The sequence below is a fragment of the Gardnerella piotii genome (genome assembly GCF_049815665.1).
Taxonomy (GTDB): domain Bacteria; phylum Actinomycetota; class Actinomycetes; order Actinomycetales; family Bifidobacteriaceae; genus Bifidobacterium; species Bifidobacterium piotii.
Genome location: NZ_CP187450.1, coordinates 368,222 through 384,938 on the forward strand (window position 1 = coordinate 368,222; position 16,717 = coordinate 384,938).

The window sequence follows — 16,717 nt, forward strand, 5'->3', positions numbered from 1 at the left end:
AATCTCCTAATTAACCCTTTAATTAATCTTCTACAATCCCAGCGAGTTCAACGCTTCTTTAAGATTATTTACTTCAACTACATCAATTCCTTCAACGTGAATCTTTTTTTGCAAGTGGCAAACAATCGCACGTTTATAGCCAATTCTTGCCGCCTCTTTAAGTCTAGTTTCCATTCTAGAAGCCGAGCGAACTTGGCCAGTTAAGCTAATCTCGCCAATTGCGCACGTAAACGGCAAAACTGGCTTATTTTTTGCAGCGCTTGCAAGAGACGCCACTATTGCTAAATCGCAAGCCGGCTCTTTTGCTTTTGCTCCAGCAATCGTAGAAACGTAAATGTCTTTAGATAGAAGATTTAATCCGCCATGCCTATATAAAACTGCCGTAAGCATAGCGATTCTGTTTGCATCTACTCCCGAAACTGCACGCCTAGGAGCAGGAAGAACAGAGTCTGTAACAAGCGCTTGAACTTCAATAGCAAGGCTTCGATTGCCCTCTAATGTAAGAGTTACGCATGTGCCTTCGTTTTTGCAATCCTCGTTAGAAGACAAGAATAGGCCAGAAGGGTCGGGGACTTCCTCAATGCCGCATCCGCTCATGTCGAAGCAGCCAACTTCGTCTGTAGGTCCAAAACGATTTTTAACAGCACGAAGCATGCGCAATGCCGTTTGACTGTCTCCTTCAAATTGGCAAACCGTGTCTACAAGATGTTCAAGCGTGCGCGGGCCTGCAATCGAGCCGTCTTTTGTAACGTGACCAACTAAAAGCACTGGAATATTACAAGTTTTAGCAACGTCAATAAGAGCGCTAGCTACTTCTCTAACTTGAGTGGAGCCTCCTGTAATGCCATCAACATCGCTAGAAACAATGGTTTGTGCTGAGTCAACAATTGCAAGTGTTGGCTTATATTTTTCGATTAGTGCTAAAGCTGTGTTTAAGTCTGTTGTGCTAGCAAGAAGAAGATTTTGACTTATGGCGTTTATGCGTGATGCGCGCAATTTTACTTGCGATTTTGATTCTTCGCCAGAAATGTATAGGACTATGCTTTCTTTGGATTCGCCACCATTTTTGGCCACTTTTCCAGCTGTTTCTAAAAGCAAAGTGGATTTTCCGATTCCTGGCTCGCCTGCTATAAGAGTTACAGACCCTGGAACAAGTCCTCCGCCTAAAACGCGGTCAAATTCACTAAATCCCGTGTGTATTCTAATTCCATTATCTGCTTGAATATTGCTAATAGGCTGTGCGTCTACGCTAGAATCAAGGCTTAATGATGCAATCGCGTTAGCTTTTGCGCTTCTTGAATTTCTAGACGATCTTAAAGTTTTAGAAACGCCACTTTGCAACTTTGGCTCGCTAAACTCGCTTAGCGTACCCCATTCGCCACATTCTGGGCAGCGGCCGTACCATTTTGACCCACTCCAACCACATTCGGAGCATAAGTAATAAGTAGAAGATTTTGCAGCCATGATTTGACGCTAGCTGCATTTGTAGACATTTTACCGTCATACTTTTGTGAGATAATCCAAGTATGTTTAATAGTGTTATGTGGGGTAAAAAATGAATTCTTATACAAATAATTCTTCTACTTCTTCGCAAGGATTTTCTGCGTCTCATAACAATTTACGAAAAGTGCTTATTGTTGCATTAATAGTTGTTGTTTTGGCAATTGTTTCCGCGTTTGTTTGGCCAGGTTGGGCGTTAAATCACCAGCAAAATGCGCAACCTGCTAAAACGCAAGTGCCTTCTGCAAAAACGCCATCTATTAAGGCTAAAGATTTGCCTAGCACATCTACTGCGTTGTTAAAAGCTATGCCAGATACCGTTCTTGATTTTGCGCGTGTTGATGCTTCTGCTAGCGCAAAATGGTCTTCGGCTTCTCCTTTAGAAGAATACACAGTTAAGTATTCAACTGGAGAATCTGGAAGTGACGTTTCTCTTGTTGTTGCTCAATGGAGCAGTCGTGACTTAGCGAATAAACAATATGAGCTTTTGCTAGATGGTTTAAGTGGAGTAGATGTTGCTTCTGGAAAAATTCAAGTTTCTGGAAAAACCACTGGCAGCTATGTGTTAAAGACTGAGTCGGGAAATAAAGCGAAAGCTAGTGCCATTTGGCAAAACGACACAGCTGTGTTTGAGTTAACTGGATCAAAGCAATCTGTTGAAAGATTCTATAAGCAATTCCCAATGTAAAATTTGCAAAATATAAGCTGTTTTGCATGTGTTTTGTATATGTTTTGCATGTGTTTTTGTAAAACTTTGCTTTAGGATTTTCCAAAGTCGTCAAAACGGTGTAACATTAGGCAAGTTGCACACTTTACATATGAATGGAGGCTTCAGATGGGTTCTGTCATCAAGAAGCGCCGCAAGCGGATGAGCAAGAAGAAGCACCGCAAACTGCTGCGTAAGACTCGTCATCAGCGTAAGTAATAGCTGTTTGGCGCGCCTGCCCGTTTGGGCACGTAATACTTTTGAAAGCGTTGGATTTTTCCAGCGCTTTTTTTATTACGATTGAAAATTACCCTGATTGAAGAATGTAAAAAATTTCCCGAAAATGTACGTAAAACAGTGGATTTTACGCACACTCTCGGGAAATGATTGGTTAAATATTAGATATGCCGTTTACTTATTTGGGTTTGTAAGCGTGCGTGGGCCGTTTGGATCTCCAACAATCACAGTATCAACCATGTTAAGGAACAGTCCGTGTTCAACAACGCCAACAGTTTCAATCAAGTCTTTAGCAAGCTCTTGTGGGTGGTCGATGCGCTCCAAGTGCAAGTCAACAACAAAGTTGTTCTCGTCTGTGCGCACTTCTTTGCCGTTTGCATCCAAGCGCAAAACTGGCTTGTATCCGCGCTTCTCGAACTTGCGAATCACTTGAGCAGAACCAAATGGAATCACTTCAACAGGCAGTGGGAACTTGCCGATTGTGTCTACAACCTTGCTTGCGTCAACAATCCACACAATGCGGTCGGAGTTGATTGCAACAATCTTTTCCCAAAGAAGAGCTGCGCCGCCGCCCTTAATGCCGTTAAAGTTTTTATCAACTTCGTCTGATCCGTCAATCGTAACGTCAATATGGTCAACATCGTTAATATCTAGAATCTTAATTCCGTAGCTTTCTGCCTGCTCTTGTGTGCGGCGAGAAGTTGTAACTCCCGTAAAGCTCAAGCCTTCTTCTTTAACTCTGCGGCCAAGCTCGTCTACTAAGAAGCGCACTGTAGAGCCAGTGCCAAGTCCAACCATCATGCCATTTTGTACGATTTTTGCGGCCTCAATGCCAGCTGCTTTCTTTAGCGCGTCTTGTTGTGCTTTATCCATTTGTGCCTACTTTCTTGCTTTTGGCAGGTTATTACCACGCTATTTTGCGCGATTATGTGCGATTTTTAGCGATTGCTAATCGCATCTGTTCCATACATATTACATATTAGTCTGCTTTAAGATTTTTGTTTTGTTATTTTTCGCATTTGTTTGCGTTTGTTTGCATATAAAACTCGCTTGGCTCTAGGTTAAAAGTGCCATCTGGCATAACGTATCCGCTTAATTGTATTGTGCCTGTTATAAATCGTGGATTCCCGTTAAAACTTGGGCTTGTGTTTGGAGCAGGCGTGAATTGCAATGTTCCGCATACGCGTAATCCTGGAACTGCTTTATATTTTTGTTCTGATTTATTTTGTGATTCGTTATTTTCATGCAAATCTTCGGTTGCTTGCGATTCGTCTGTGCCTTTTGGTTTGTCTGTGTCTTTTGATTCTTCTGTTGCTGGCGATTCATCATTTGTATTAATGATTTGTGCAGTTAAATCGCAAGCAGCGTTGTTGTTTGCGTAGTGAGTGGTGGCAGCATCGCTAAATGTTTCACACTCTGTTTCACGGCTTGTTTCGCGCGTATTATCGCCATTAAAATCAGGATTAATATCTTCTCCAACGCATCTGCCAATGTGGTATTCGCTACTAGAAATTTTTCCATCCAATAGCATTTTTGCGTCTTGCGGAACGTCAACGCCATCTGAATATGTAGAAGAAATCAACGATTTCCATCCTTCTAATGGCAAATATCCATCCTTCAATTTGCTGCGGCAATCTTCAGCATAAGTTCTAGCAAGCTCGTCAACTTTCTCGTTTCCCGCGTTCCCAGCGTGTCCCTTAACCCAAACGAACTTAACAGAGCCTTTGCGCTTGCAAATCTCTGAATCGATTGCGCGAATAAGTTCTGCATTTTTTACAGGCTCTTTTTTGGAGTTCTTCCAACCGTTCTTTTTCCAACCATGAATCCAAGTTGTTGCACAATTAATTGCATATTGCGAGTCGCTTTCGATTGTTAAAGGCTCGCTTCCAGGGTGTGCTCGCAAAGCTTCTAGAACTGCGCATAATTCGCCTATTTGATTCGTGCCGTTAGTAGCTCCGCCTGCATCTGCGTTTCCAGTGTGATTGTGCTCGTGAGCGTTGCCCGCTTCGTCTATGTGGTCTGCCCAAGCCCAGCCCATTGATCCATTTGGATTTCCTAGAGCAGATCCGTCTGTAGAAACAACAATCATTGCAAAACCTTTCAAAAATGCGCTGGCAGCATAGCAACCAGCGCATATATAAAAGCTGTTAACTTTGACTAATCGTAAATCAACTTCGACTAACCGAAGTTGATTTTAACTAATCGCAATTAAAGCGTTACGCTAAAGCCTTGTCAACTACAGCAGTAGCTTCCTCAAGCACCTTGTCAAGCGCTTCTGGAGAAACGAAGGACTCAGCATAAACCTTGTAAATGTTCTCGGTACCAGATGGGCGAGCAGCGAACCAATTGTTCTTAGTTGTAACCTTCAAGCCGCCAATCTTGGCGCCGTTTCCAGGAGCCTCAGTGAGCTTTGCTGTAATATCTTCGCCAGCAAGCTTAGTCGCTTCAACGTCGTTGCCGCTAAGAGCTGCAAACTTTTGCTTTTGCTCAAGAGTGGTTGGAGTGTCTACACGCTTGTACCAGCTTTCGCCAAAGCGAGCAACCTGGTCTTGATGAAGCTGAGCAGGATTCTTTCCAGTCTTTGCAGTGATTTCTGCAGCGAGCAAATCAGGAATCAAGCCGTCCTTATCGGTTGTCCACACGCGGCCATCCTTGCGCAAGAAGCTCATGCCAGAGCTTTCCTCGCCGCCGAAAGCAACTTCGCCACTAAAGAGAGGCTCAACAAACCACTTAAAGCCAACAGGAACTTCCACAAGCTTTGCGTTAATAGAAGCAGCTACGCGGTCAATCAAAGAAGAAGACACAAGCGTCTTGCCGATAGCAGTATTCTTTGGCCAATCTGGGCGAGCGCCGCCGAACAAGTACTCCACGCACACTGCAATGTAGTGGTTCGGGTTCATAACTCCCCAGTAAGGGCACACAATTCCGTGGCGGTCAGCATCTGGATCGGTGCCGCCAACCAAATCGTACTTATCCCAAGCACCAGCGTTAAGCTGATCAACTAAGCCCTTCATTGCGTAAGGGGAGCTTGGGTCCATACGAATCTTGCCATCGTGGTCGATTGTCATGAATCGCCAAGTTGGGTCAACATCTGGGCGCACAACGCCAATGTTTAAGCCATACTTTTCGTTCATAAGTGGCCAATAGTTTACGCTTGCGCCGCCGAGTGGGTCAATTCCCAAGCGCACACCGCTAGAGCGAATTACATCGAAGTCAATAACATTTGCCAAATCGCTAACGTAGTGTTCGCGGTAATCGAAGCCTTCAACCAAATCAGACTTGATTGCTTCCTCGAAAGGCACGCGCTTAATGGACTTGTAATTGTCGAGCAATTCGTTTGCGCGGTTTGCAATCGCATTAGTTACGTCTGCTGGGGCAGGGCCGCCAGTTACAGGATCGTACTTAAAGCCGCCATCGGTTGGAGGATTGTGCGAAGGGGTTACAACAATACCATCAGCCAAGCCATCTCCGCTAAAACGCTGAGTGCCATCTGCTGCGCGATTATGCGTCAAAATAGCTTGCGACACAACAGGTGTTGGAACAAAGTCGCCGCGCGAGTCCACACGAACGTGAACGCCGTTAGCAACCAAAACCTCAATAGCGGTTTTTTGAGCAGGCTCCGAAAGAGCGTGCGTATCTCTACCAATATAAAGTGGGCCAGTTACGCCAGCCTTCTTGCGGTATTCGGCAATGGCTTGTGTGATTGCAACAATGTGAGCTTCGTTAAACGAAGTTTTTAAAGCGGAACCACGGTGACCAGACGTGCCGAAAATAACGCGCTGTTCTGGAATATTGGAATTTGGAACTTCATCGTAGTAAGCGCCAATCAAAGCGTCAACGTCTACTAGATCTTCTGGGGTGGCGGGCATTCCCGCATTTTTTGCTACCATAATTTTTTATTTTGCCACGGCGGCGGTATTTTCTAATGTATTTTTCTGTTTACTGTTGCGCGAGGGCTGCAGATTTCTCTCCTCGCAAGTCCCGTCACTTCGCTCCTCTTTTATTGCTCGTATAGAAATCTACAGCCCTCTTACGTGCTTGAACAATTGCGTATCGCTTAAACGGCTGAAATCGTAGACTAAACTGCGGTATTTTGAGTTAAAGAAGATTGCAAACTCTGTGGCACGCGCACGCATAATGCTCGTTTATCTACACTAAAACGCAAGTGTTTTGTGTATCCCAAAATATCTCCATCAACCTGCACGGGAGCAGGCCGTTCTAGCTTAACTTCGGCTTCAACACCTTGCGATTGGTCAATCTTGGAGTTTGTAGAAAGTGGGCTTTGTTGCGCTTTTCCTGTAACGGTTTGGTGCACAACATCTCCAAACAAGTTAGCCCATCCAATTAATCCGCCAGAAGTGTCAATAATCTCAAAGTCGAGTATGCCATCGTCGTAAGCAGCATCTGGCATAAGTGAAAACATTGGAATCTGGCCGCAATTTCCAGCCATAAGCGTGCGGAAAGATATTGCACTAGATGTGTAATCCGTTCCATCTTTGCGCGTAAAAGTAACGTCTCCGCGGTATTTTGGCGCAAACAAGTGCTTAACGCCTGCAACAAAGTACGCAAGCCAGCTTATATTCTTTTTAAGCGCTGGATTAGTGTCGTCTATCATAAGCGCGTCGAATCCGATTCCCGCAATAATCAAAAACGCGTGACCGTGGTCTTCGTACGGTTTATCGAGTATAAAAACGCGACCAACGTCAACAAACCTAGATCCATGGCTAGTTGCCACTTTTAGCGCAGCTTGAACATCGTCTACAGGAATCCCCATGTTTCGCGCAAACAAGTTTCCCGTTCCAATTGGAATTATTCCCATTGCGTGGTTTGTTCCGCTAACTGCGCTCGCAACCGTTCTAACAGTGCCATCTCCGCCAACAGCAACAACAACATTTGCGCCATTTTTCAAAGCTTCTAGCGCGCATTCGCGCCCGTCTTTATTAAGCTGCGTATCTATTATTTCGTACGTAAAATCGTTAGAAGCACAGTAATCTTTAATGCTTTTTCGGTATTCTTCGGCTTGCGGTTTAGAAGGATTTAGTATAAAAGCGTAGTGAACGCTGTCTCCATGCCTTTCTGCCAGTTTTTCTGCTAAATGATGCTTCTTCAGGGTACGCGTAACTATCATGATGACGAATGGCGCAAAAACTAGCGCAAAAACAATCACCATTAACGCAATTGTTGCTTGAATTGGCATATCTGGCATATTTATTATTCTTGCACACATCTTTAAGATATGGACATTATTTTGACAATATTTATAAAATTTGATTATTTCTTTACATTTTCATCACTTATTACGTTATTTCGCGCGTTGCTGCGTCTGATTAAGCGCTTGATTGCTGCATTTGATTAGCGCGTTGATTATGAGCTTGATTATGCGTTTAACTACATTTTGACGCTGGCATGTTTGCTTAGTTAGTGCCATTTATATGATTTTTATATGCTAAGCAAGTGATAGACTTACAATGTGCGTTTGCGCGTAGAACTAGCAGGGGTTTAAGGTTATGTCTGAATCGCAAGAAAATAATATGAGCGTTTTTGAATCCGACGATACTGAACAATTTGAAGTATCGAAAAAACGTGTTAAAGGAAATAAGTCAGCGCTTGTATTGCTTTACTCGTTTATTATTTTCTTGATACTTGTGGTTGCGGCTTTTGTAGGGTCGCAAGCATACTTCCGTGACCGTGTTGCTCCTGGAGTGCATTTTGCTGGCAGCAGTGAAGTTTCGGGCGCTCAAGTTGAAAAAGTCACAGATGCTGTAAATAGGGCGATTGAAAACACAAAGATTGAGATTAAAGACGATTCTGGAAAAAGCTCTGTTGAAACACTTAAAGACTTATCGGTAAGCGTAGATAAAAGCGCAACTGTGCAAAACATTATGCGCGCAAAGCACAATAATGTGTTTACAATGCTTATGCCTTGGTTGCAAGAAAACGTTGGACTTAAAGCCAAGCTAGACAACGAAAGCATGGACGCGTACATTGTTAAAAAGTTTGTTAGCGAAAAAGATAGGGCAATGCCTTATACTGCTAAGTTCGATTCTTCTTCTAACTCTTATGTTGTAGAAGATGGTGTTCCAGGGCGTACAATCATAACTTTGCCAGTTCGCGAGGCTATTAAGCGTGTTTTAGAAAATCCTGGTAAAACAGTAAAAGTTACGGTTGGCTCTCGTAAGGTAGAAGCTCCAATTAAACGTGATGTAGCGCAGAAAACTGTTGATCAACTCAATAATTTGATATCTAAAAAAATTACGTTAGACAATGGCGATTCAAAAGATTTTACGCTTTCAAAGGCTGTTTTAGCATCTTGGATTAAGATTGATGCAGATTGTGCAAAAAAGAAGATTTCGTACAAGGTTGATTCGTCTGCTGCCGACGCATGGCTTTCTAAAGAGCTTGCTAAGAATCTTAATCAGCAAAAAGTAGACCAAGAAGATACGTACAACAAGCAAGGAAAGTTTATATTAACAACGCTTAAGGGTGCAAATGGCATAGAAGTTAAGTATTCTAAAGACTTTGCAAACAAGGTTGTTCAAGCTGTAGAAAAGTCGGCAGATGCAAAGCTTAGTGTTCCAACAAATGTTGTTAAGTTTGGAATTGAAAAAAAGACTGTTGACATGCGCGTTGTTGTTAACAAGTCAAACCAAACAATAAGCGTTTACAAAGATGATCAGCTTCTTAAAACATTCCCAGTTTGCAGTGGCTCAAATGGTTATTACGAAACGCCAAACGGAACGTACTTTATTTACTTGCGCTACCGAGTGCAAGATATGCGCGGATTTAACCGAAACGGCTCTAGGTATTTCTTGCCTGGAATCACTTGGGTTAGCTACTTTAACGGCGGAATCTCATTCCACACCGCTCTTTGGAACAATGTTGGTATATCTCAAGGATACCCTGCAAAGTACGGTTCTCATGGATGCATAAACATGTATGAGCAGGACGCAAAGTGGGTGTTTGAAAACTGCCCTCGCGGAACCGTTGTGGAAGTTGTTGGAGAACAACCAGATGGACCAGTTCGCTAATAAAGCACCGAATTTGAAGGGCGATTTGCCTGCTGCAGCTAGAAGAGTTAGTAGCACTCCGATTCAGGTTCGTGTTACAGAAACGCTGTTTGATGCTCCTTCTAGCGAAGAGCGCTTAGATAAAAAACCTCCGATTGTTCAATTTGCTAGAAAGCTTGCAACATCTAGCTTTGGACTTTGGGTGCGCATAAGTGGCAAAATCGCTCGGCATTTTGGATGGTTTCCTAGCGTTGAGCCATACATTGGTTACGGTACCGATCGCTACGCGCGCTTGATTTGCCGAACTGTTTTAGCGCCTAAAAATGGTCATCATTCCGCGTTAAAGCGCGGTATTTACGCGATGCTTGTTGTTCCTGCAATTCGTGTTAAGGTTGCTCTAAGTATTGATAACGTTGCTGTTGAATGGGCGCAAGTTGGCGATTCTTCCGTGTACGATAAGCCAGATTCTGCGTATAACAGTAGCGCAGAATATTGCGTTTCGGATTGTTCGGGTTACTTGGATTTGGTTACCGAAAGGTCGCTTTTGCCAGGCGAACACAAGGTTTCGTACAAGGTTGATAATCGCAATCCTGTTGAAGCAAGCATGTTTGTTATATCGGAGCAAACGCCTTTAGGTATTATTTCCGATGTTGACGATACTATTATGGTCACTCAAGCGCCTTCGCCTCTTAGAGCTGCTTACAATTTGCTTATTATGAATCCAGAGCATAGGCATGCTGTTGATGGAATGAGTCACTTTTTTAAGCGTATTAAGGATTCAATTCCTAGCACTCCTTTCTTCTACCTTTCCACTTCTCCTTGGAATGTGGAAGCTTCAATCCGACACTTTATTTTGCGCGAAGGTTTTCCTGCGGGACCTCTTCTTCTTAGGGATTTAGACCCGCGTCCTAAGACTTTTGTTCCAACTGGACCACAGCACAAGCTTGAGTTTGCTCAACAGCTTATGGATGATTTTCCAGACATGCGATTTGTTCTTATTGGAGATGACGGTCAAAAAGACCCTTCGACTTATGCAAAAATCATTGAAAAATTCCCAAATCGCGTTCTTGCTGTTGGCATACGTCAGCTTAAAAAAGACGCAACTTTGGTTGATTTTAGGCGAAGCATGTCTAAGAATTTTGGTGTGACTCTTGCATCTTCTAGAGTTGCTAAAACTTGCAATGATATTTTTGTTGAAGCTAAGGGTGCAGCTGGTACTTTTGAAGGTGTTCCATTTTTTGCTGCTCAAAATGGCAATTTGCTAGAAGATATTATGATTCCGTTTATTATGGATTCTGTTAATTACAAAGAATGATTTTAATCAAAGACTGATTTTAAGTGTCTTAAGTGTTTTAAGTGTTGTAAGTGTTTTAAGTGTTGTAAAGATCATAAAGATTGTAAAGGTTATAAATGGAAGATAATTCGCTAAAAGTTGGTGATTTTAATACTGCTAAAAAGCCACTTCTTGCAAAACGAGTTGACTACGTTCGTAAGTTCCACAACGATGTGTTTGTAGACGAATATGCGTGGATGAGTAACACTAAATCCAAGGAGTTGCGCGAGTATATTGATGCTCAAAATGAGTACACTAGCAAACGCGTTTCTAGTTTAGAGTCTTTACGTAAACATTTGTTTAGTGAGCTAAAAAGTCGTGTTCAAGAAACAGATATGTCGGTTCCAACTCGCATGGATGGCTATTGGTATTACGTTAGAACCGAAGAAGGAAAGCAATATGGCGTTCAATGCCGTATGAAAATTAAAAGCGAAGATGATTGGAATCCACCTGTTATAGATGAGCGCGCTCATGCTGGTCAAACGCCATGCGAAGAGGTTATTTTTGACGCAAATATAGAAGCTAACCGTTTTAATGGCGGATTCTTTCAGCTTGGCGGAATGGATATTAGCTTAGACGGTAAGCGAATGCTGTTTGGAGTTGATTCTAAGGGCGATGAAAGATTTGACTTTTATATTCGCGATTTTTGCGCGGAGAAAAGTGGCGATTTTGATTGCAAAAATGGCGAAAATATCGAAGAAAATGGTAGCGAAAGTGCCGATTACATCACTCGCTATAACAGTAGTTTTGTAACACTTTCGGATTGCATAAAAGGCATATCTTCTGCGCTTTTAACACCAGATGGAAAATGGGTTTTCTACGTAACTTTAGATAGTGCTTGGAGGCCATACCAAGTGTTTAGGCATAAGGTTGGAACAAGTGTAGAAAATGACGTTAAAGTTTTTGAAGATTTAGACGAACGTTTTTTTGTTAGCGTGTACGAAAGCTTCGACGAGCGAAGCGTTATTATAAACAGCAGCTCTAAAACCACTTCACGCGTGTTAATGTTGCCTCTAAGCACTCCAGAAGGCGATTTTAGAATGGTGCTTAATCCTATAGAAAACGTAGAATACGACGTTTCGTTTGCGTGCTTTGAAAATGCTGGTCAAGATGGCAAAGATATTCCACTAATGTTTGTAAGCCACAATCTTAAAAATCCTAATTTTCAAATTGATGTTATAGATTTGCGAAAATACTCTGCAGATTCAATGCCATTTAACATTGGCGAAGGTTATTGCATTGCGCAAGGGTCTCCATACGGATGCCAAAATGGTGATTTAATAGAAAAAGGCGCGAGCAAAAAAGCCATTAGTGCGCCATATTACAACAGCCAAAATCCTAAGATTTTGCAAGGGTTGCGCGGCTTAAGTGTAGATGGTTTAAGCGTTTATAAAAATTACGTTGCTCTTTCTTTCCGCGCGAATGGCTTGCCTCAATTAGCAGTTATGACTAAAAGCAATGCCGTTGAAGATTTTAAGACTGGCTGCCCATGGAGATTCCGTCTTGTAAAAGAAGATGGGTTTGTAGGAGATTCTTGCGATTGCGCGGTTTCTTGCGATTCTTTGGATCTTAACGATTCGTTGGAGGCTAGCGATTCTTGCGCAAAAGTCGCAAGTTTCCGTTCCACAAGCGCTCGCAAAGAATTATCTAAAATAAGTCTTGAACAAGCAAAAAATAGTCGAATCAGCCTTATTGTTGCAACGGGAAATCCGTGTTATGAAGCGCCAAAAATACGTTATTCTTGCTCAAGTTACGCAACTCTTGGAGCGTTAAAAGAACTAGATCCAGCAACAGGTGAAAGCGTTCTGCTTAAGCGTGGAAAAATTTTAGGCGATTTTAACGAAAACGACTACGCAGAAAAGCGAGTGTGGGTTAAAGTTCGAGACGGCGAGAGTGTGCCAGTTTCGCTAGTTTGGAAAAAAGACGCTGTTGCAAAAACGAACGCAATGTTTATAACCGCTTACGGAGCGTACGAGATTAGCAGCGATCCGTATTTTTCTGTTGCGCGTTTAAGCATGCTAGACAGAGGCGTGCTTTTTGCGCAAGTGCATGTGCGAGGCGGTGGAGAAATGGGTCGCGCGTGGTATGAGAATGGCAGGCGTCGCAACAAAAAACACACTTTTGAGGATTTTGTAGACGTTACGCACGCTTTGCAACAAGCAGGTTATGCTTCTGCGAATCAGACTGTTGCAAATGGCGGTTCCGCAGGCGGCCTTCTTATGGGAGCTGTGGCAAATATGGCTCCGCAATGCTACGCAGGAATCGAAGCGGATGTTCCTTTTGTAGACGCGCTTACGTCTATGCTAGACGACTCGCTGCCGCTTACTGTTACCGAGTGGGACGAGTGGGGAGACCCGTTGCACAATGCGCAAGATTACGCGTATCTAAAGTCTTACACGCCTTACGAGAATGTGCCTGAGCATATTGAGCAGGGAGAGTTTCCAAAAATTCTTATAACGTCTTCGATTAACGACACTCGAGTTCTTGTTACGGAGCCGCTTAAGTGGCTTGCGCGATTGCAGGCGGCTGGAGCGGATGCGATTGTGCGCATTGAAACAGAAGGTGGCCACGGCGGAGGCTCTGGCAGGTATAAAAAGTGGGAAGAAGTTTGCTACGAAAACGCGTGGTGTTTAGATGCCATGGGTATTTCGTAGAATATCCTTAAAACACATTGGAGGCTGATTGTGGTAAGAATTAAGCCAGATAAGCCCTATGCGGAAGACCTTCCATTAACGCATACAGCGTTATTTAAGCAAGTGCCACTAGACCAAGCGAGGGAGCTGCTAGAACACTTGCATGAGTCGGTTTTTTCTAAGGGGCAGGCGATTTTTAACGAAGGAGATACGGATCGCCGCATGTATCTTTTGGAGCGCGGACGCGTTAAGCTCGTTCGTCATTCTAGAGATAATCGTGTGCAATTGCTTAGCATTCACACGCATGGGGAAATTCTTGGGGAGATTCCTGTTTTTGACCCGTATGGTGGGCCGCGTACGGCTTCTGCGATTGCTATTACAGATAAAACTCGCGTGCTGTGGCTAGAAAACGAAGTACTTTTTAACTGGTTAGGTCATCATCCGAGAGTTGCTGTAGACATGCTTCAAGTTTTAGCTGCTCGCTTAAGAGCAAACAACGAGCATATTTCTGATCTTGTTTTTATGGACGTTCCAGCAAGATTAGCAAAAACGCTTTTGAATCTTGCTTCTAGATTTGGAGAGCCTGTTAGAGAAGGCGTGCTTGTTCCTCACGATTTAACTCAAGAAGAGCTTGCGCAATTGGTTGGATCTTCTAGAGAAACAGTTAATAAAGCGTTGATGGATTTTGCGCAAAGAGGTTGGATTAAAAGGCACGGAAGGTCGATTATTATTTACGAGCCTGGAATGTTGATTCGCAGAGCAGAAAGATAAATCGCGCAAATCGCGCAAATCGCACAAATCTTATAAATTGCGATTTTTGCGTGCCGCAACGTAGAGGCAAGCCTCTAGAATAGTACGCATGCCTAAAAAGAAATCCCTAACAACTCGTAGAGTACTCGCACTGTTTCTTACGTACATCACTTTGTGTGTTGCAGGTGGTGTAGCTTCTAGTATTCTATTTGTTCCAGGGGTAATGAGCATAAACAGCGTTGTTAAGTCTGTTGTGCCTTCTCTTAGGGTAGATGGCATTGATTTTGACGTTACTGCATTGCCGCAAAAATCGCGATTATACGCTTCTGATGGCAAAACTGTTATTGCCACTTTTTATGCTCAAAACCGCACTGTTGTGCCACTTAGGCGAATATCGCAATACATGCAACAAGCAATGGTTGCTCGAGAAGATCGACGATTCTTTGAACATTCTGGCGTAGATGTTCAAGGCGTTATGCGTGCGTTTGTGCAAACGTTTATTAAAAAGTCAGATATGCAAGGTGGATCTTCCTTAACGCAGCAGTACGTTAAAAACGTTCTTATGATTAAAGCTAGGGAAGATAACGATCCTATATCGGAATATCATGCTGCAGAAAGTACTGTTGCCAGAAAATTGCGAGAAATGCTAATCGCAATTCAAATGGAGAAAAAATACTCAAAGTTAGAGATTCTACAAGGTTACTTAAACGTTGCACAATTCGGTAGTAATAATCTTTATGGTGTAGAAACTGCTGCAAAACGCTACTTTAACACTACGGCAGCAAAGCTTAATCTTGTTCAGTCTGCAACGATCGCATCAATCACAAAAAATCCTTCTAGGTATGATCCTTCTATAGAAGAAAATTGGCCAGAATCTCAAAAGCAGAGGAATATTGTTCTTGATTTAATGCTTAGGCAGAATTTTATAACCCAAAAAGAACATGATGATGCTGCAAAAATTCCAATTAAAGATACACTTAATATTCAGCACGAAGTTGCAAACGTTGGATGCCAAGCTGCTGGAGATGCTGCATTCTTTTGCGATTATGTTACTAAAAAAATATTGAATTCACGCGAGTTTGGTAAAACCACTGTTGCGCGTCAAAAGCTTCTTAACGAAGGCGGATTAGACATTTACACAACAATGGATATTCTTGCAAACTCTTCTGCAATGGATACAGCTAGGGCTACTGTTCCAATACACGATCCAAGCGGTTTTGAAGTTTCGATTGCTGCTATTAAACCTGGAACTGGAGAAGTGCTTGGATTTGGAAGCAACCGTATTTACGATGCTACAGATGCAGCAAAATCAGACCCTACGCACACTGCGATTAACTACGCTGTAGATGAGCGAGACGGCGGCGGCTTAGGCTGGCAGATTGGTTCTACGTGGAAGCCAATTAACATTGTTGCTTGGTTGCTTGCTGGAAAGTCGATTAATCAGCCTCTAAGAACAAGCATGCTTTATAACAACACTGATTTTTCTTGCGCAAGGTATCGTGGAATTGGCCGCTGGTCTGTTCAAAACTCTGGTGGCGGTAGTGTTAGCCCAGAAACGCCTTTAATGGGTCTTGTTCATTCTCATAACACTATTCAGGCAGCAATGGGAACCCAGCTTAAGCTTTGCGCTGTTGCGGAGGCAGCTAAAACGTTGGGGTATCACAATTCGCCATTGGGTCAAGAAGATGTGTTTTCTAAGAACTCGTTCAATCCTCCTATGCTGATTGGTGCTGTGCAAGCTTCGCCGCTTACAATGGCAAATGTTTATGCAACAATCGCAGCTGATGGCGTTCAATGCGATCCTATAGCCATTAAGCGTGTAGTAGACAAGAATGGTAAGCGTTTGCGTGTTCCTAGCGCTAATTGCCATCAAGCAATACCAAAGAAGGTTGCTCAAACGGCAGCATACGCTATTAATCAAGGCGTTGTTCAGCCAACTGGTGTTGCACACATGGCTCAGCTAGAAGGTGGACGAAAAACGTTTACTAAAACTGGTACTAACGAAGACTTTTACATGTCAACAGCTGGATTTGTGCCAAATAAGGTATCTGCGTTTATTGCGGTTGGAAATGCGGAAGTTCAAAAGAGCTTTAACAACATGCGCATTAATGGCGTCTACCACAGCACATGGTATGGTACCTACATTGCTATGCCTGCTTGGAAAAAGTTTATGGATACGTACCTAAAGGCATCTAACACGCCTATGGATAACGATTACGGAAAACCAGATCCAAAGTATATGGCTGGCGGAAAAATGCCGTTGACTAGCGAGCAGATGCGCAGGCAGTATGAGTTGCAACAGCAGCGCGATAGGGAAGAAGAAGCGCGCAGGCAGGCAGCTCAAGAGCAAAACCAGGATTCACAAAGCGACCAGAGTGCGCAAGGCTCTCAGGATTCGCAAGGTGATCAAAACTCGCAACAAGATGCTGCTACAAACGGACGCTACGCAACGGGCGACGGAAGGCAAGACCAATATTCTGGTAACGCCAGCAGTGGAGATACCTCCAGCTCGTATTCTGGCGGAACTCGCTAGTGTGTGGTCGCTAGTGTG

The 16,717-nt window shown here is 43.2% G+C and carries 12 protein-coding genes; 7 read left to right on the forward strand and 5 right to left on the reverse strand.

Annotation, left to right across the window (positions count from 1 at the left end; translation table 11 throughout):
• Positions 1-30 precede the first annotated feature (30 nt).
• Positions 31-1,464: a DNA repair protein RadA gene (radA, locus tag ACPEIW_RS01605; RefSeq protein WP_425663985.1), complete on the reverse strand. Its 1,434-nt coding sequence runs from the start codon at positions 1,462-1,464 to the stop codon at positions 31-33.
• A gap of 91 nt (positions 1,465-1,555) precedes the next feature.
• Here radA and ACPEIW_RS01610 point away from each other — a divergent pair, with 91 nt between their 5' ends.
• Entirely contained in the window at positions 1,556-2,188 is a 633-nt protein-coding gene (locus ACPEIW_RS01610; RefSeq protein ID WP_032817115.1) for a hypothetical protein, read from the forward strand.
• A gap of 147 nt (positions 2,189-2,335) precedes the next feature.
• A complete protein-coding gene (locus ACPEIW_RS01615; protein ID WP_004268639.1) occupies positions 2,336-2,425 on the forward strand; it encodes a 30S ribosomal protein bS22 in 90 nt (29 codons plus the stop codon).
• Positions 2,426-2,617: 192 nt separating this feature from the next.
• On the opposite strand, the gene rpiA is transcribed toward ACPEIW_RS01615, so the two are convergent.
• The 4 genes from rpiA to ACPEIW_RS01635 form a co-directional block, all read right to left on the reverse strand.
• On the reverse strand, positions 2,618-3,316 hold the full coding sequence (rpiA, locus tag ACPEIW_RS01620; protein ID WP_016635466.1) for a ribose-5-phosphate isomerase RpiA: 699 nt from the start codon (positions 3,314-3,316) through the stop codon (positions 2,618-2,620).
• Positions 3,317-3,449: 133 nt separating this feature from the next.
• Positions 3,450-4,532: a ribonuclease H family protein gene (locus tag ACPEIW_RS01625; protein WP_425663989.1), complete on the reverse strand. Its 1,083-nt coding sequence runs from the start codon at positions 4,530-4,532 to the stop codon at positions 3,450-3,452.
• Positions 4,533-4,659: 127 nt separating this feature from the next.
• The gene (gene pgm, locus ACPEIW_RS01630) at positions 4,660-6,333 is read right to left on the reverse strand and encodes a phosphoglucomutase (alpha-D-glucose-1,6-bisphosphate-dependent) (RefSeq protein WP_425663991.1); all 1,674 of its coding nucleotides are present in this window, start codon (positions 6,331-6,333) and stop codon (positions 4,660-4,662) included.
• A gap of 188 nt (positions 6,334-6,521) precedes the next feature.
• Complete coding sequence (locus tag ACPEIW_RS01635; RefSeq protein WP_016635463.1) at positions 6,522-7,649, reverse strand: diacylglycerol/lipid kinase family protein; 1,128 nt, start codon at positions 7,647-7,649, stop codon at positions 6,522-6,524.
• A 301-nt stretch (positions 7,650-7,950) separates the two neighbouring features.
• Between ACPEIW_RS01635 and ACPEIW_RS01640 the strand changes: the two genes are divergently transcribed.
• The 5 genes from ACPEIW_RS01640 (at position 7,951) to ACPEIW_RS01660 (ending at position 16,699) form a co-directional block, all read left to right on the forward strand.
• Positions 7,951-9,471 (forward strand): L,D-transpeptidase, encoded by a 1,521-nt coding sequence (locus ACPEIW_RS01640; RefSeq protein ID WP_016782967.1) that lies wholly within the window; start codon positions 7,951-7,953, stop codon positions 9,469-9,471.
• Positions 9,455-10,765 carry an App1 family protein gene (locus ACPEIW_RS01645; RefSeq protein ID WP_425663994.1) on the forward strand — a complete coding sequence of 437 codons (1,311 nt, stop codon included), beginning with the start codon at positions 9,455-9,457 and terminating at the stop codon, positions 10,763-10,765. The genes ACPEIW_RS01640 and ACPEIW_RS01645 overlap by 17 nt, the downstream gene beginning before the upstream one ends.
• A gap of 95 nt (positions 10,766-10,860) precedes the next feature.
• Positions 10,861-13,437 carry a S9 family peptidase gene (locus tag ACPEIW_RS01650; RefSeq protein ID WP_425663996.1) on the forward strand — a complete coding sequence of 859 codons (2,577 nt, stop codon included), beginning with the start codon at positions 10,861-10,863 and terminating at the stop codon, positions 13,435-13,437.
• Between the two features lie 30 nt (positions 13,438-13,467).
• Complete coding sequence (locus tag ACPEIW_RS01655; RefSeq protein WP_004131732.1) at positions 13,468-14,187, forward strand: Crp/Fnr family transcriptional regulator; 720 nt, start codon at positions 13,468-13,470, stop codon at positions 14,185-14,187.
• Positions 14,188-14,275: 88 nt separating this feature from the next.
• A complete protein-coding gene (locus tag ACPEIW_RS01660; RefSeq protein WP_425663998.1) occupies positions 14,276-16,699 on the forward strand; it encodes a transglycosylase domain-containing protein in 2,424 nt (807 codons plus the stop codon).
• The last annotated feature ends 18 nt before the right edge of the window (positions 16,700-16,717 follow it).

Bases quoted from the DNA above. Each gene is read 5' to 3' on its own strand.
- pgm (WP_425663991.1), bottom strand. From the start codon at position 6,333: ATGGTAGCAAAAAATGCGGGAATGCCCGCCACCCCAGAAGATCTAGTA.
- ACPEIW_RS01625 (WP_425663989.1), bottom strand. From the start codon at position 4,532: ATGATTGTTGTTTCTACAGACGGATCTGCTCTAGGAAATCCAAATGGA.
- ACPEIW_RS01645 (WP_425663994.1), top strand. From the start codon at position 9,455: ATGGACCAGTTCGCTAATAAAGCACCGAATTTGAAGGGCGATTTGCCT.
- ACPEIW_RS01660 (WP_425663998.1), top strand. From the start codon at position 14,276: ATGCCTAAAAAGAAATCCCTAACAACTCGTAGAGTACTCGCACTGTTT.
- ACPEIW_RS01610 (WP_032817115.1), top strand. From the start codon at position 1,556: ATGAATTCTTATACAAATAATTCTTCTACTTCTTCGCAAGGATTTTCT.
- rpiA (WP_016635466.1), bottom strand. From the start codon at position 3,316: ATGGATAAAGCACAACAAGACGCGCTAAAGAAAGCAGCTGGCATTGAG.
- ACPEIW_RS01650 (WP_425663996.1), top strand. From the start codon at position 10,861: ATGGAAGATAATTCGCTAAAAGTTGGTGATTTTAATACTGCTAAAAAG.
- ACPEIW_RS01640 (WP_016782967.1), top strand. From the start codon at position 7,951: ATGTCTGAATCGCAAGAAAATAATATGAGCGTTTTTGAATCCGACGAT.
- ACPEIW_RS01615 (WP_004268639.1), top strand. From the start codon at position 2,336: ATGGGTTCTGTCATCAAGAAGCGCCGCAAGCGGATGAGCAAGAAGAAG.
- ACPEIW_RS01635 (WP_016635463.1), bottom strand. From the start codon at position 7,649: ATGCCAGATATGCCAATTCAAGCAACAATTGCGTTAATGGTGATTGTT.
- radA (WP_425663985.1), bottom strand. From the start codon at position 1,464: ATGGCTGCAAAATCTTCTACTTATTACTTATGCTCCGAATGTGGTTGG.